At 64.9% G+C, this 15845-nt stretch carries 11 protein-coding genes and 1 tRNA gene; 11 read left to right on the forward strand and 1 reads right to left on the reverse strand.

Translation table 11 applies throughout. From position 1 onward, the window contains the following. Window positions 1-112 precede the first annotated feature (112 nt). On the reverse strand, window positions 113-1069 hold the full coding sequence (locus WS89_RS34665) for a YihY/virulence factor BrkB family protein (RefSeq protein WP_059792088.1): 957 nt from the start codon (window positions 1067-1069) through the stop codon (window positions 113-115). Window positions 1070-1213: 144 nt separating this feature from the next. Here WS89_RS34665 and fdnG point away from each other — a divergent pair, with 144 nt between their 5' ends. The 11 genes from fdnG (at window position 1214) to WS89_RS16690 (ending at window position 15843) form a co-directional block, all read left to right on the forward strand. Beyond that, window positions 1214-4285: a formate dehydrogenase-N subunit alpha gene (gene fdnG / locus WS89_RS16640; RefSeq protein WP_082742250.1), complete on the forward strand. Its 3072-nt coding sequence runs from the start codon at window positions 1214-1216 to the stop codon at window positions 4283-4285. Between the two features lie 9 nt (window positions 4286-4294). Next, the gene (gene fdxH / locus WS89_RS16645; RefSeq protein ID WP_027782651.1) at window positions 4295-5209 is read left to right on the forward strand and encodes a formate dehydrogenase subunit beta; all 915 of its coding nucleotides are present in this window, start codon (window positions 4295-4297) and stop codon (window positions 5207-5209) included. Next, window positions 5206-5832, forward strand: coding sequence for a formate dehydrogenase subunit gamma (locus WS89_RS16650; protein WP_059501130.1), 627 nt, complete (start codon window positions 5206-5208; stop codon window positions 5830-5832). Before fdxH ends, WS89_RS16650 begins: the two co-directional genes overlap by 4 nt. 108 nt (window positions 5833-5940) lie before the next feature. Continuing rightward, on the forward strand, window positions 5941-6876 hold the full coding sequence (gene fdhE, locus WS89_RS16655; RefSeq protein ID WP_179949379.1) for a formate dehydrogenase accessory protein FdhE: 936 nt from the start codon (window positions 5941-5943) through the stop codon (window positions 6874-6876). Window positions 6877-6950: 74 nt separating this feature from the next. Then, the gene (gene selA, locus WS89_RS16660; RefSeq protein WP_059792022.1) at window positions 6951-8390 is read left to right on the forward strand and encodes an L-seryl-tRNA(Sec) selenium transferase; all 1440 of its coding nucleotides are present in this window, start codon (window positions 6951-6953) and stop codon (window positions 8388-8390) included. Further along, window positions 8387-10312, forward strand: coding sequence for a selenocysteine-specific translation elongation factor (gene selB, locus WS89_RS16665; RefSeq protein WP_059792090.1), 1926 nt, complete (start codon window positions 8387-8389; stop codon window positions 10310-10312). Before selA ends, selB begins: the two co-directional genes overlap by 4 nt. Window positions 10313-10345: 33 nt before the next feature. After that, window positions 10346-10441: transfer RNA gene (locus tag WS89_RS16670), tRNA-Sec, on the forward strand. 381 nt (window positions 10442-10822) lie between these two features. Then, entirely contained in the window at window positions 10823-11443 is a 621-nt protein-coding gene (locus WS89_RS16675; RefSeq protein WP_059792024.1) for a TetR/AcrR family transcriptional regulator, read from the forward strand. 97 nt (window positions 11444-11540) lie between these two features. After that, window positions 11541-12719 carry an MFS transporter gene (locus WS89_RS16680; RefSeq protein ID WP_257128174.1) on the forward strand — a complete coding sequence of 393 codons (1179 nt, stop codon included), beginning with the start codon at window positions 11541-11543 and terminating at the stop codon, window positions 12717-12719. 69 nt (window positions 12720-12788) lie between these two features. Beyond that, entirely contained in the window at window positions 12789-13727 is a 939-nt protein-coding gene (locus tag WS89_RS16685) for an alpha/beta fold hydrolase (RefSeq protein WP_059792028.1), read from the forward strand. Between the two features lie 676 nt (window positions 13728-14403). Further along, window positions 14404-15843, forward strand: a complete 1440-nt coding sequence (locus WS89_RS16690; RefSeq protein WP_059792030.1) for an APC family permease — start codon at window positions 14404-14406, stop codon at window positions 15841-15843. Window positions 15844-15845: the final 2 nt, after the last annotated feature.

Here is a 15845-nt window from a genome sequence, read left to right on the forward strand (position 1 = left end):
AGATGGCGCCGACGCTGCACGAATGCGCGGCGAATGCCGGGATGGCAAAGGCGCGAGCGCGTGTGCGGGGCGCGCGAGACCGACGCACGGTCGTTTTCAGCGGACGGGCAAATCAGTCGTCGCGCGGGCGATGCTCGGCTTGACCGGCTTGACCGGCTTGATGGGCGGCTTGAGCGGACGCGGCCGGCGCCGCAGGCTCGGCCGGCCGATGCGCGTCGCCGCGGGCTGCCGCGAATTCCGCGCCGAGCAGCAGCACGATCGCGGAGAAGTACAGCCACATCAGCAGGACCGCGAACGAACCGGCCGCGCCGAACGCACTCGCGGTGCCCGCATGCGCGAGATACAGCGCGAACAGCTTCTTGCCGCCGGAGAACAGGATCGCCGACACGATGCCGCCGATCGCGGCGTCGCGCCACGCGACGCGCGCATCGGGCAGGAATTTCATCAACGAAGCGAACGCGGCCGCGAGCACCGCGATGCCGACGAAGAACTGCACGAAGTTCGTGACGACCACGTACGGCGAATTGCCCAGCAGCCAGGTGCCGATGAAGGTGATCGCGGTGTCGAGCACGAGCGACACGATCAGCAGGAACGCGACGCCGAGCACGAGCCCGAACGAGATCAGCCGCACCCGCACCAGCCCGAGCATGCTCGACCAGCGGCTTTCGGTGGCCGGCCAGATCACGCTGAGCGCCGCGCTGAGCGACGCGAACGTGGCCGACGCGCCGATCGCGAGCGCGGCGAACGAGATCAGCGTGGCGAGGCCGCCGCGCTCGCCCGCGCGGTGCGCGTTCTGCACGATCGTCTGGATACTGGCCGCCGCGTCGTCGCCGATCAACTGGTGCGCCTGTTCGAACACCTGGCCGCGCGCGGCGTCGTCGCCGTAGAACCAGCCGGCCACCGCGATCACCATCACGAGGGTCGGCGCGAGCGAGAACGCGGAGAAAAACGCGATGCCCGCGGCCATCGCGGAGCAGCGGTCGGACGAGAAGCGCTTGAACGCGGTGAGGGCCCAGTTGGCCTGCTGCTGGGCGAGACGGGTGGCTTCGGAAGTGATCTGTCGTTTCATGACGGTTCGGTTGCGCGCGGAACGCGGATCATCGCAGAGTTGGTCGGACAAATCGGTATTGATCCGAGGATTCGATCATAGTTGCCTGAACTGTCTATAATTCCTTTCAGTTGCACCCCACCCCACAATAACGCCGAGACCGCCATGCTACAAATGTCCCGGCGCCAGTTCCTGAAGGTGACGGCCACGTCGCTTGCCGGATCGAGTCTTGCCCTGATGGGCTTTTCTCCGTCCGAAGCGCTGGCCGAGGTCCGACAGTACAAACTGGCGCGCACAGTCGAAACGCGCAACACCTGTCCTTACTGCTCAGTGGGTTGCGGCATCCTGATGTACAGCCTCGGCGACGGGGCGAAGAATGCGCAGCCGAGCATCATCCACATCGAAGGCGATCCCGACCACCCCGTCAATCGCGGCACGCTGTGCCCGAAGGGCGCGAGCCTGATCGACTTCATCCACAGCCCGAACCGCCTCACGCATCCCGAGTATCGGGCGCCCGGCTCGGACAAGTGGGAACCCATCTCGTGGAACGACGCGCTCGACCGCATCGCGAAGCTGATGAAGGCCGACCGCGACGCGAACTTCGTCGAGACGGCCGAAGACGGCGCGAAGGTCAACCGCTGGCTCACGACCGGCATGCTGGCCGCGTCGGCGGGCAGCAACGAGGTCGGCTACCTGACGCACAAGACCATCCGCAGTCTCGGGATGCTCGCATTCGACAATCAGGCGCGTGTCTGACATGGCCCGACGGTGGCAGGTCTTGCCCCGACGTTTGGCCGTGGAGCGATGACGAACCATTGGGTCGACATCAAGAACGCGGACGTGATTCTCGTGATGGGCGGCAATGCAGCCGAGGCCCATCCGTGCGGTTTCAAGTGGGTAACGGAGGCGAAGGCGCACCGCAAGGCGCGGCTGATCGTCGTCGACCCGCGCTTCACGCGTACGGCCTCGGTGGCCGATTACTACGCGCCGATCCGCACCGGCACCGACATCGTCTTCCTGGGCGGCGTCATCAATTATCTGCTGACGAACGACAAGATCCAGCATGAGTACGTGAAGAATTACACGGACTTCACGTTCATCGTGCGCGAGGATTTCGCGTTCAACGACGGCATCTATTCCGGCTACGACGCGGAGAAGCACGCGTACCCGGACAAATCGAGCTGGGACTACGAGCGCGGCGACGACGGTTTCGTGAAGGTCGACCCGACGCTGCAGCATCCGCGCTGCGTCTACAACCTGCTGAAGCAGCACTACGCGCGCTATACGCCGGACATGGTCCAGCAGACGTGCGGCACGCCGAAGGACAAGTTCCTGAAGGTGTGCGAGATGCTCGCGACCACGGCCGTTCCCGGCCGCGCCGGCACGGTGCTGTACGCGCTCGGCTGGACCCACCACTCGATCGGCGCGCAGATCATCCGCACCGGCGCGATGGTGCAGCTGCTGCTCGGCAACATCGGCATCGCCGGCGGCGGGATGAACGCGCTGCGCGGTCACTCGAACATCCAGGGGCTGACCGACCTTGGGCTGATGTCGAACCTGCTGCCGGGCTACATGACGCTGCCGATGCAGGCCGAGCAGGACTTCGACGCGTACATCAAGAAGCGCGTGCAGCTGCCGCTGCGGCCGAACCAGTTGAGCTACTGGAAGAACTACAAGGCGTTCCACGTCAGCTTCATGAAGGCGTGGTGGGGCGACGCGGCCACCGCCGAGAACAACTGGGCCTACGACTACCTGCCGAAGCTGGACAAGCAGTACGACCTGCTGCAGGCGATCGAGCTGATGAATGCCGGCAAGATGAACGGCTACATCTGCCAGGGCTTCAATCCGCTCGCGGCGGCGCCGTCGAAGGTGAAGACGGCGGCAGGCCTCGCGAAGCTGAAGTGGCTCGTGATCATGGATCCGCTCGCGACCGAGACGTCCGAGTTCTGGAAACCTCACGGCGACTACAACGACGTCGATGCGTCGAAGATCCAGACCGAGGTGTTCCGCCTGCCGACCACCTGCTTCGCGGAGGAAGACGGCTCGCTCGTGAGTTCGAGCCGCGTGCTGCAGTGGCACTGGAAGGGCGCCGAGCCGCCGGGCGAAGCGAAGAGCGACCTCGAGATCATGTCGGGGCTGTTCCTGCGCATGCGCAAGATGTACCAGAAGGACGGCGGCAAGTACCCGGACCCGATCGTGAACCTGACCTGGCCGTACGCGAACCCGGAAAGCCCGACGCCGGAGGAGCTGGCGATGGAGTTCAACGGGAAAGCGCTCGCCGATCTGCCCGATCCGAAGGATCCGGCGAAGACGCTCGTGAAGAAGGGCGAGCAGCTCGCCGCATTCGCGCAACTGAAGGACGACGGCACGACCGCGAGCGGCTGCTGGATCTTCTGCGGCGCGTGGACGCAGGCCGGCAACCAGATGGGGCGCCGCGACAACTCCGACCCGACCGGCATCGGCCAGACGCTGAACTGGGCGTGGGCATGGCCGGCGAACCGGCGGATCCTGTACAACCGCGCATCGTGCGACGTCGCCGGCAAGCCGTTCGACCCGACCCGCAAGCTGATCGGCTGGAACGGCAGCGCGTGGAAGGGCGTCGACGTGCCGGACTTCAAGGTGGACGAACCGCCCGAAAACGGGATGGGGCCGTTCATCATGAACCCGGAAGGCGTCGCGCGCTTCTTCGCCCGCGCGGGGATGAACGAAGGTCCGTTCCCCGAGCACTACGAGCCGTTCGAGACGCCGCTCGCCGCGAACCCGCTGCACCCGGGCAACCCGCTGGCGCTGAACAACCCGGCCGCCCGCGTGTTCCCGGACGACCGGGCATCGTTCGGCAAGGTGTCCGAGTTCCCGCACGTCGCGACGACGTACCGGCTGACCGAGCATTTCCACTACTGGACCAAGCATGCGCGGCTGAACTCGATCATCCAGCCCGAGCAATTCGTCGAGATCGGCGAAGACCTCGCGAAGGAAGTCGGCGTCGCGCATGGCGAGCGCGTGAAGGTGTCGTCCAAGCGCGGCTACATCGTCGCGGTCGCCCTCGTCACGAAGCGGATCAAGCCGCTGACGATCGACGGCAGGAAGGTCCAGACGGTCGGCGTCCCGTTGCACTGGGGCTTCAAGGGCCTGACGAAGCCCGGCTATCTCGCCAATACCCTGACTCCGTCCGTGGGCGACGGCAACTCCTATACACCGGAATTCAAGTCGTTCCTGGTGAAGGTCGAAAAGGCGTAAGGGGGAGAGATGGCATTGCAATCGCTGGATATCAAGCGGGTTTCGGCCACCACGACGCCACCGCCCACGGTGCGCGAACCGGTGACCGGGAGCGTCGCGAAGCTGATCGACGTATCGAAGTGCATCGGCTGCAAGGCATGCCAGACGGCGTGCATGGAGTGGAACGACCTGCGCGACGAAGTCGGCACCAACGTCGGCGTGTACGACAACCCGGCCGACCTGACTGAGCATTCGTGGACGGTCATGCGGTTCTCCGAATACGAGAACCCGGCGGGCGACCTCGAGTGGCTGATCCGCAAGGACGGCTGCATGCACTGCGAGGATCCGGGCTGTCTGAAGGCGTGTCCGTCGCCGGGCGCGATCGTGCAGTACAACAACGGGATCGTCGATTTCCACGAGGAGAACTGCATCGGTTGCGGCTACTGCGTGACCGGTTGCCCGTTCAACGTGCCGCGGATCTCGAAGAAGGATCATCGCGCGTACAAGTGCACGCTCTGTTCCGACCGCGTCGCGGTCGGCCAGGAACCGGCCTGCGTGAAGACCTGCCCGACGGGCGCGATCGTGTTCGGCACCAAGGAGGACATGAAGCAGCACGCGGCCGAGCGCATCGAGGACCTGAAGGAGCGCGGCTTCGAGCATGCGGGGCTGTACGACCCGCAGGGCGTCGGCGGCACGCACGTGATGTACGTGCTGCACCACGCGGACAAACCGTCGCTGTATCACGGATTGCCCGACAATCCGTCGATCAGCCCGATGGTGAAGCTGTGGAAAGGCATCGCGAAACCGCTCGCGGTCGCCGGCCTCGCGCTGACCGCGCTGGCCGGATTCTTCCACTACGTCCGCGTCGGTCCGAACGAGGTGAGCGACGAAGAGGAATCGGCCGCGCGCGACGAAGCGCGACGCATCAAGGAGGACGCGAAATGAACCACGACGACCCCAACCTGATCGTCCGCTACACGCCGAACGAGCGCACGAACCACTGGATCACCGCGATCACGTTCGTGCTGCTCGCGTTGTCCGGGCTCGCGCTGTTCCATCCGTCGATGTTCTGGCTCACCGCGCTGTTCGGCGGCGGTCAGTGGACGCGGATCCTGCATCCGTTCGTCGGCCTCGTGATGTTCGTGTCGTTCGCGATCCTCGTCGTGCGCTTCTGGCACCACAATGCGCTTGACGCTGACGACCGGCAGTGGCTGAAGCAGATCGGCGACGTGCTGACCAACCAGGAAGACAAGCTGCCGCCGGTCGGGCGCTATAACGCCGGGCAGAAGCTGCTATTCTTCACGCTGGTGGCGTGCCTGCTGCTGCTCCTGCTGTCGGGAGTCGTGATCTGGCGGCGCTATTTCTCGTTCTACTTCCCGATCGGGATCATCCGCGCGGCCGCTGTCGTGCATGCCGTGGCGGCCTTCGTGCTGATCGCGAGCATCATCGTGCACATTTACGCGGCGTTGTGGGTGAAGGGTTCGATCGGCGCGATGGTGCGGGGCACCGTCACGCTGGGCTGGGCCCGCAAGCATCACCCGAAGTGGTTCCGTGAAAGCGTGAAGTAACGCAGCGGAGCGGGGCGGTACGCCGATTGCGGCGTATCGTTCCGCCAACCGCCGGAATCGCCCGAAAGCGCCGATTCGTCGGCGCTTCGTTTTTTGGAAGACATTTTCGTGACACAACGCATTCTGGAGCCGACCGAGATCTCGGCACTCGATCATTCGGCCATTCCGCGCTTTCGCCTGCCGGAGCGTGCGACCGCGTTCGCGGCGCGCGCCGCGCGGCTGCGCAAGCTTGCCGACCTGAACCCGATCAGCGGCTATCTGCGGCTGATGGCCACCGTCGCCGACGCGCAGCACGCGACGCTGCAGACGCTGGAGCTGCCGCTGCCGTCGAAGGAAGCGATCGCACGCGCACAGGAACATTCGATGCCGCTCGTGCCGGCGCTCGACGGCCAGCGCGATTCGCGGTGGCGCGCCGTGCTGTATGAACTGCTCGATCGCGTCGAAAGCGCCGGGCTCGTCAATCCGCAGCTCGCGAAGCTGCTCGACCGGCTGCGCCTGACGGCGCCCGCCGAACTCGACGCGCAGGCCGATGCGATCCTCGCGCTGCGCTTCGCGGAGGTCGATCCGGCCACCGCGCCGTTCCTGATGGCCGCGCTGCAGGTCGCGTGGACCGATCTCGCGAGCCGCGTGACGCCGGCCGATGTCCCGTATCTCGACCAGCCGGGGCTGTGCCCGGTGTGCGGCACGCATCCGGTCGCGAGCGTCGTGCGGGTCGGCGGCCAGTACCAGGGCTACCGTTTCCTGCAGTGCGGGCTGTGCACGACCGAGTGGCACATGGTGCGCACCAAGTGCTCGCACTGCGATTCGACGAAGGGCATCGCGTATCACGGGATCGAAGGCGGCAGCGAAGCCATCAAGGCCGAATCGTGCGACGAGTGCAAGACCTATCGCAAGATCGGCTATCAGGAGAAGGACTACGAGTTCGAGCCGCTGGCGGACGATCTCGCAAGCCTCACGCTCGACCTGCTGATGAACGAGGCCGGCTACCAGCGCAGTTCGCCGAACCCGCTGCTGTGGCCCGACGTCTCGCGCGAGGCGGACTGACGGCACGGGGCCGTGGCGGCGCGCGAGCGCCGGCCCCGGCCGACTGCGGAGCATGAGACTGGAGCGACAACGACGTGACCGAACCGGGTGTGAATGAATTGAATGCCGTGCTGGCGCGCGTGCCGTCGGTCGAGCGCGTGCTGTCGTCGGCGCCGCTGCAGCCGCTCGTCGCGGACTATGGCCGCACGCGCGTGCTCAATGCCGTGCGCGCCGAACTGGAACGCTGGCGCACGGCGGCACAGCACGATCCCGCGGCGGCCGAGCCGCTCGACGAGCCGCGCATCGCCGCGGCCGTCGCGCACGCATTGGCCGCACAGAGCGCGGGCGCCGTGCGCCCCGTGTTCAACCTGACCGGCACCGTGCTGCACACGAACCTCGGGCGAGCGTTGCTGCCCGACGACGCGGTGCGTGCCGTGGTCGACGCGCTCACGCGGCCCGTCAACCTCGAGTTCGATCTCGCCACCGGCCGCCGCGGCGACCGCGACGACCTGATCGACGATCTGCTGTGCGAGCTGACGGGCGCGGAAGCCGCGACCATCGTCAACAACAATGCGGCGGCCGTGCTGCTGACGCTGTCGGCGCTTGCGACGAAGCGGGAAGTGGTCGTGTCGCGCGGCGAGCTGGTCGAGATCGGCGGCGCGTTTCGCATCCCCGACATCATGAGCCGTGCCGGCGCGAAGCTGCGCGAAGTCGGCACGACCAACCGCACGCATCTGCGCGACTACGCGGATGCGATCGGCTCGCGCACGGCGCTGCTGATGAAGGTGCATTGCAGCAACTACGCGATCAGCGGCTTCACGAAGGAGACGACGCTCGCCGAGCTCGCGCCGCTCGCGCGCGAGCACGGGGTGCCGGTCGCCGTCGATCTCGGCAGCGGCACGCTGGCCGACCTGTCGCAATGGGACTTGCCGCACGAGACGACCGTGCAGGAAACCGTCGCTGCCGGCGCGAACGTCGTCACGTTCAGCGGCGACAAGCTGCTCGGTGGCCCGCAAGCCGGCCTGATCGTCGGCGATCGGGCGCTCATCGCGAAGATCAAGAAGCATCCGCTCAAACGTGCGCTGCGCGTCGGCAAGCTGACGCTCGCGGCGCTCGAACCGGTGCTGCGCCTGTATCAGGCGCCTGAATTCCTGCGCGACCGGCTCACGACGCTGCGTCTGCTGACGCGCCCGCAGCGCGACATCGCCGAAGCCGCCGAACGCATGCGCCCGGTGTTGCAGGCGGCGCTCGGCAGCGGTTTCGACGTGACGGTCGAGCCGATGTTCAGCCAGATCGGCAGCGGTGCGCTGCCGGTCGACCAATTGCCGAGCGCCGGGCTCGTCGTTCGCGCCGCGGACGGCAAGCGCAGCGGCCGCGCGCTCGTGCAGCTCGAAAAACGCCTGCGCGAATGGCCACGCCCGGTGATCGGCCGCGTGGGCGACAACGCGCTGCGGCTCGATCTGCGCTGCCTCGAAGCGGCCGACGAAGCGGCGTTCGCCGCGCAATGCGTGCCGCTCGCGGGGCCGGCCGCATGATCGTCGGGACCGCTGGACACATCGACCACGGCAAGACCACGCTCGTGCGGGCGCTGACGGGCGTCGACACCGATCGGCTGAAGGAAGAGAAGGCGCGCGGCATCTCCATCGAGCTCGGCTACGCGTATACGCCGCTCGACAACGGCGACGTGCTCGGCCTGATCGACGTGCCGGGCCACGAGAAACTGATTCACACGATGGCGGCCGGTGCATGCGGCATCGACTTCGCACTCGTCGTGATTGCCGCCGACGACGGCGTGATGCCGCAGACGCGCGAGCATCTCGCGATCCTGCAACTGCTCGGCGTCACGCATGGCGCCGTCGCGCTGACGAAATGCGATCGCGTCGATGCCGCACGCGTTGCCGAGGCGCGCGACGAGATCGCCGCGTGGTTGCACGATTCGACGCTGGCCGGCGTGCCGATCTTCGAAACGCGTGCCACGGTGGCCGGCGATCCGGGCGTCGCCGCGTTGAAGCAGCACCTGGCCGACGCTGCGATCGCGTGGCGTGCGCGTCGCGACGACGGGCTGTTCCGGCTCGCGGTCGATCGCGTGTTTACGCTCGCCGGGCAAGGCACCGTCGTGACCGGTACCGCATTCGCGGGCCGCGTCGCGACGGGCGACACGCTCGCGATCGTGCGCACGGGCGACGCGGCCCGCGTGCGCAGCATCCATGCGCAGAACCGGCCGGTCGAGGCCGGGTGCGCGGGCGAGCGCTGCGCGCTGAACCTGGCCGGCGTCGACAAGGCCGACGTCGAGCGCGGCGACACCGTCACCGATGCGCGGCTCGTCGCGACGTCGCCGCGTCTGGACGTCGACCTGACGCTGCTCGCGGACGCGGGGCTGACGCTGACTCACTGGGCGCCGCTGCATGTGCATCTCGGCACGCTGCATCGCGTGGCCCATGTCGCGCTGCTCGACGGCGACACGCTCGCGGCCGGCCAGCGGATGCGCGTGCAACTGGTATTCGACGAGCCGGTGTTCGCGCTGCCGGGCGACCGTTTCATCGTCCGCAATCCGCAGGCGACGCGTACCGTCGGCGGCGGCCGGGTGCTCGATCCGTTCGGGCCGGCACGCAAGCGCCGCACGCCTGCGCGCCGCGCATGGCTCGATGCGCTCGCGGCGTGGCTCGACGAAGGACGCCTCGATGCGCTGCTCGCGCAGGCGCCGCTCGGCATTGCGCGCGCGACGCTCACGCATCTGACGGGATTCGCACCCGATGCGCTGGTGTTGCCCGACGATGCGCTGGCGATCGGACAACGCGATGCCGCGTCGAACGAAGGTGCGGTGATTTCGCATGTGCACTGGCGTGCATTGCAGACGCGGGCGGTCGATACGCTGCGTGCGTACCACGAGCGCATGCCCGACGAGCAGGGGCTCGACGCCGCACGCTTGCGGCGGATGGCTGCGCCGCTCGTCGGCGATGCGCTGTGGCGCGCGCTCGTCGATGCGCTGGCGGCGGGCGGCGAAGTCGCGCGCAGCGGGCCGTGGCTGCATCTGCCGTCGCATTCGGTGAGCCTCGAGCCGCGCGAGGAAGCGCTGGCGCAGCAACTGCTGCCGCTGATCCACGCGGGGCGCTTCGATCCGCCGTGGGTGCGCGACCTGGCCCGCGACACGGGTGCTGCCGAGGACGCGGTGCGCACGCTGCTGCGCAAGCTCGCACGGCGCGGCGACGTGCATCAGGTCGTGCGCGACCTGTTCTATCATGCGGACGTCGCGCGCGAACTGGCGGAACTGGTCGCACATCTCGCACCGTCGCGCGGCGGCGGGCTCGATGCCGCGACGTTCCGCGATGCGACGGGGCTCGGTCGCAAGCGCGCGATCCAGATTCTCGAGTTCTTCGATCGGGTTGGGTATACTCGCTTCCGCCGCGATCTTCACTACCTGCGGCCTGACAGCGGTTGGGTGGGTATTCAGGCGTAGGCGCTCGTCGTTCTCGTGATTCTTTTTCTCCGCGGAAGGCATTCGTATCCGGTGGTACGGCCGGGCTTCAAACCCGGTTAGGGGCGTCAGCCGCTCCTGGGTAGGTTCGACTCCTGCTGCCTTCCGCCACATGGGCCTTCCGGGCCATTCCGGCTTCTTCCGTTGATGTCCTGTAGGTCGCTGATTTTAAAGCGGTTTATGGGTAACGACGTGCTTGCGACTACCGTTGACGTCCCGCACAATTTCCTCACGAAGTATGGGTAGCGATGTGGGTTTGTGGGTAGGGAGGGCAACATGGCGGGACGACAGATACATCGACTCAGCGCTCCGAGTCGCGTTTCCCCACGACACAAGCGTCGGAAGGGAGGGGCCCACGCGCGACTGGCCCATTGCCTAGGGCGACCGATCGCTACGATTTATTGGACGGCTGGAACTAGGGCAGTAATACCAGCACGAGAGGATGCAAAAAATCTCTTGATTTGGAAACGATTGCTTTCTAATATACGCAGCATGAACACTTCCTTCACTGACAGAGTCACATCGCGTGGCGCAGGCCGACCGCGTGAATTCGAGCTCGACGACATACTGGACAAGGCGATCATAGTCTTCAGTGAGTTCGGGTTCCACGCGACATCACTGGGCAGGTTGACGGCGGCACTTGGCATTACGGAAGGCAGCATCTACAAAGCATTCAAGGACAAGCGGGCCGTTTTTCTGGCAGCTTTCGAACGTTACGTGAGCCTGCGCAACGAGCGGATGGCGCGGGAACTGGCGAGCGCACAGACGGGCAGGCAATGCGTCGAGACGATCCTCGGACTATATGCGGAATACAGTCACGGAGTGGTTGGACGGCGCGGCTGTCTCGTGGTCGGCAGTGCCGTGGATCTGGCAAGCTCCGATGCGGAAATGGCCAAGCGCGTAGCCAGCGTGCTCAAAGTGCATGAAAAGCGTCTTGTGGAGGCTGTCCGGCAAGGCCAGGAAGACGGCTCTATTTCCTCGCGCCTGGATGCCGAGTCCACTGGGCGGCTGCTGCTTTGCGTCGTTCAGGGCATGCGCGTGCTGGGCAAGACGGGGCGGTCGCATGGCGAGATGATGGGCGTTGTCGAAAATGCGCTCGAATTGCTCAACTGATTTTTTTTGTCAAATTTGGAAGTGATTGCTTCCTATTGTGGAGCTGCAAACCGTGAAGACGACTCATGCTGGAACAGCACCGCGTTCGATGCTATCGATGCAGCTCGCGCTGATCCTTGCCGCGGCAGGCGCATTCATTACCGCAAACCTTTACTACGCGCAGCCTGTGGTTGGCCTGATTGGATCGGCATTCAGTTTGTCGCCGGCTACGACGGGCCTTGTCGTCACGCTCACGCAGCTCGGCTACGGACTGGGGTTGTTGGCGATTGTCCCGTTAGGCGACCTTTTCGAAAATCGTCGGCTGATTCTTCTATTGACGCTCTGTTGCGTGACCTCGTTGTTCCTCGCATCGATGTCGCGTCATGCCGGCTCCTTCCTCGCCGCCTCACTGTGTGTCGGGATTTCGTCGGTCGTGGTGCAGATCCTGATTCCCTACGCATCACATCTTGCACCAGAAGAAGGGCGCGGCCGCATCATCGGTCTGATGACCAGTGGGCAGATGCTCGGCATCATGCTGGCGCGACCAGTGGCTGGCGTGGTAGCGCATGAAGCGTCGTGGCGCGCCATATTTGTGATGTCCGGGGTGTGTCTGTCAATTGCCGGCGCCGTGCTATGGAGCGTGCTGCCACGACGCATGCCAGACGCGGCGCTGGATTATCGTCAATTGCTTCGATCAATGGCCCGTCTGGCGTGTACGACCGAGGTGTTGCAGCGGTGTGCTTTCTATCATGCCGCCCTCTTTGCATCCTTCTGCCTGTTCTGGACCGTCGTGCCCCTGTTGCTCGCCGGCCTCCGCTATGGTTTGTCGCAAGTAGACATCGCCTGGTTTTCGCTTGTCGGCGCCGCTGGCGTTGCGGCGGCACCCGTCGCAGGCACAGTCGCGGATCGCGGCTGGACGCGCACGGCAACCGGCGTCGCGATGTTGCTCGTTGCCGCGAGTTTTCCGATGACCTGGCTGGCGCACCGTAATACTGCGGAAGGCGTCGCGATGTTTGCCGGTGCAGCAGTCGCGCTCGGAATTGGCGTGACGCTCCATGTGGTGCTCGGGCAGCGCGCGATTTTCGCGTTGGGCGTCGAGCATCGCAGCAAACTGAACGGCCTGTTTATGGCCGCTTTCTACCTGAGCGGCGCAGCTGGGTCTGCGATCGGTACCTGGGCATACGCGCGTGGCGGCTGGCCGCTCGCTTCTGCGATCGGCTTTGCTTTGCCAATGGTGGCGGCAATGGTCTTTGCGACCGAGTTCCGTCCCGGTCGCCCGCGCCCATCGCACCGATGAGTCGTCCGTTACTCGCACTGCCCACCGGCGGTGTGTTGGCGCAACATTGAGCAGAGGAGAAAAGTTGTCATGGAGCAGAGCGTAATTTGCACGTCGGCGGCCGATACATGCCCGCCGTTTGATGCCACCGAATTCTGGCGTGTGTTTCATCACGGTACTGCCACAGTGAACGGCGTGCGCCTGCATTTCGTGGAGGGTGGTCGCGGCGCGCCAGTGTTGCTCCTGCCCGGATGGCCGCAAAGCTGGTATGCATGGCGGTATGTCATGCCACTGCTTACCGCGGCGGGGCGACGCGTGATTGCCATCGATCCGCGAGGCATGGGAGATTCGGATCGTCCTGCCGCCGGGTACGACATGCGAACGGTGGCAGCCGAGATTCACGGGTTCGTCGAAGCGCTGGAACTGGTGTCCGATGGTCCGATCGACGTCGTGGGACATGATCTCGGCACCTGGATCGGCTATGCGTATGCCGCCGAGTGGCCGCAAGACGTGGGCCGTCTCGCAGTCTTCGACGCGGCGTTGCCCGGCATCTCGCCACCCCCGTCAGCAGGCATTCCGACCGAAGAAGCCAATGTCAAGACGTGGCATTTCGCTTTCAACCGTCTAGAGGATCTGCCGGAAATCTTGCTGCAGGGCCGTGAGCGGGAATTCCTGGCCTGGCTGTTCCGCGTCAAAGCGCTTCGCGGATGGACCATTATGCCCACGGATCTCGAAGAGTATGTAAGAGTGAACGCCGCACCTGGCGCGACGCGCTCAGCGCTCTCCTATTACCGGCACATGCTCGGTGTCGAGGGGCTGGAACACAGCCGCCAGCGCGCCCGGACCAAGCTAGACATGCCGGTGCTCGCGTTTGGAGCGCAGACGGGCGTCGGATCGATGCTGTTCGACACCATGCGCCTCGTCGCTCGAGACGTTCATGGCGGCGTATTTAACAATTGCGGCCACTATATGCCGGAGGAGGCGCCACGTGTTGTCGCGAGTCAGATTCTCGCATTCGCGGCGGCGTGACGGAAGCGGAGGATTGGCAACGGAGACCGCAATTGGCATCGGTAGTGCACACAGCGCACAAACGAGTGATGTGATGAACTAACGATCGGCCTTCCGCCACACATTTTCTGGCTTGACTGCCTTGTTCGGTTTGTCACGGGCACCGCCTTCTTGCGAAGCAAAGGGGGAAGGTCTCCCCCATGTCGAACTAACAATTGATCCGGAGAATATCGCCTCGCAGAGGGTAATCGCTGCGTGCAATGCGACCTGGCGGACGCACCGGCGCAATAGGGCTTCCTCCATGGCATTGACAATCGAGAGTCTGCCGCCTTCCGCCACTCGCATTTCGTCGATTTCGCGCTCCTGACCTTCGGGGCGTCCATGCTCGTCCGTCGTCACGCTACTGCGCTTACCGTGGTCGGCCTGCTCGCGCTTGACCCGTACGTGCAGCGTTTGCGGTGTGCAGCCAGTCGTCGGCCCCATTCGATCGAAGTTCGCATCGACGGATGTTCGCTACACTGCTCGCGCATCGGCGTGCGGCGCGCCGCTGCTGGCGAAGGCTGGCGGCGGTTGCTGGTGTATGGAAACTGAAAGAAAAAATCAGCCGAACGGTTGATTGTGCGCGGTGATTTGGCTTTGAAGAATGGTCTTCACCCGACCTCATCGAGAAGGTCGTGGATTCAGGAGACAGTCGAAAATGAAGGGAGATGTCCAAAGCAAGCCAGCGCTCAGGAAAAACGCGCTCGGCATGTTGTCGATCGTATTTCTGGTCATTGCGACCAACGGCCCGTTGACCGCGCTTGTCGGCGTGATACCCGTGAGCATCAGTCTCGGCAACGGGATTGGCGTTCCCGGCACATTCGTATTCGCTGGCCTGATTTACCTGCTTTTCAGCGTCGGGTACGCCGCGATGAGCCGTTACGTGAAAAACGCCGGGGCGTTCTATGCCTACATTGCGACGGGCCTTGGCCGGCCTGCCGGCGTCGGCGGTGCGTTCCTCGCGCTGCTGGCCTACAACGCGATGCAGCTTGCTTGCTATGCGTTGGTCGGTTTCTTCATCAGTCAGTCGGCGGAAGCCCATTTTGCGGTGCACGTGCCATGGTGGATTTCGGCCGCAGCCGTGGTGCTCGTCGTGCATTACTTTGGCTACCGCAACGTCGAATTCAGCGGCAAGTTCCTTTGCATGCTCATGGGATGCGAAATCGCCATCATCGTGATCTTCGATGCCGCGGTTGCCATTCATGGAGGCCCCCAGGGCTTCTCGCCCAGTTCGTTCACACCGTCGACCGTGTTCACCGCAGGGTTCGGACCGTCCCTGGTGTTCGTCGTCGGCTCGTACATGGGCTTCGAGACCACGGCGATCTACTCCGAGGAGGCGCGGGACCCAGTGCGCAGTATCCCGCGCGCAACGTACATGGCGATCACCGTCATCATGTGCCTGTATGCCGTCTCGGTATGGATGATCATCACCGCCTACGGTCCTGCCGAGGCGATCGTGCAGGCCGGCAAGGATCCCGGCAACATGTGGTTCGCGATGACGGGGAAGCTGGTGGGCAACTGGGCGGCCGATGCAATGGGCGTGCTGATGATCACGAGCCTGCTCGCCGCATTGATCAGCTTTCATAATACGATTTCCCGTTACTTCTTCTCGCTTGCGCGAGAGGGTGTGATCTGGCCTGCCCTGGCGCGCACCCATGCGACTCAGCAAACGCCTTATGTCGCCAGCGCGGTGCAGACGGCTTGTGCGTTGGCGGTAGTGACGGCTTGTGCCGTGAAGCATGTCGATCCGCTGTTGGGCGTACTCCCATGGTCGAGCGTCGTGGCGTCGGTCGGCATCGTTGCGGTTCAGGGTTTCGCTTCATTGGCCGTGCTGGGATTTTTCTGGAAGAATAGCCGCGGCGTGTCGATCTGGCAGCGTCTCGTGGCGCCTGCGCTGGCGTCGCTGGGGCTGTTTTTCTGTCTGTGGCAGATATTTGCGCATATCGACCTGCTCAGCGGCAGCGACTCGATCGTCGCGCGTCTGGTGCCGTTCGCGACCCTGGCGGTTGCGGTCGTCGGTGCCGCGTTTGCGATGTGGCTCCGGTCGGCTCGCCCGGCGCTGTACGCGAATCTGGGGCGTTTATTGAGCGAGGTGTAGTT

This window comes from Burkholderia sp. MSMB1072 (assembly GCF_001524725.1).
Taxonomy (GTDB): Bacteria; Pseudomonadota; Gammaproteobacteria; order Burkholderiales; family Burkholderiaceae; genus Burkholderia.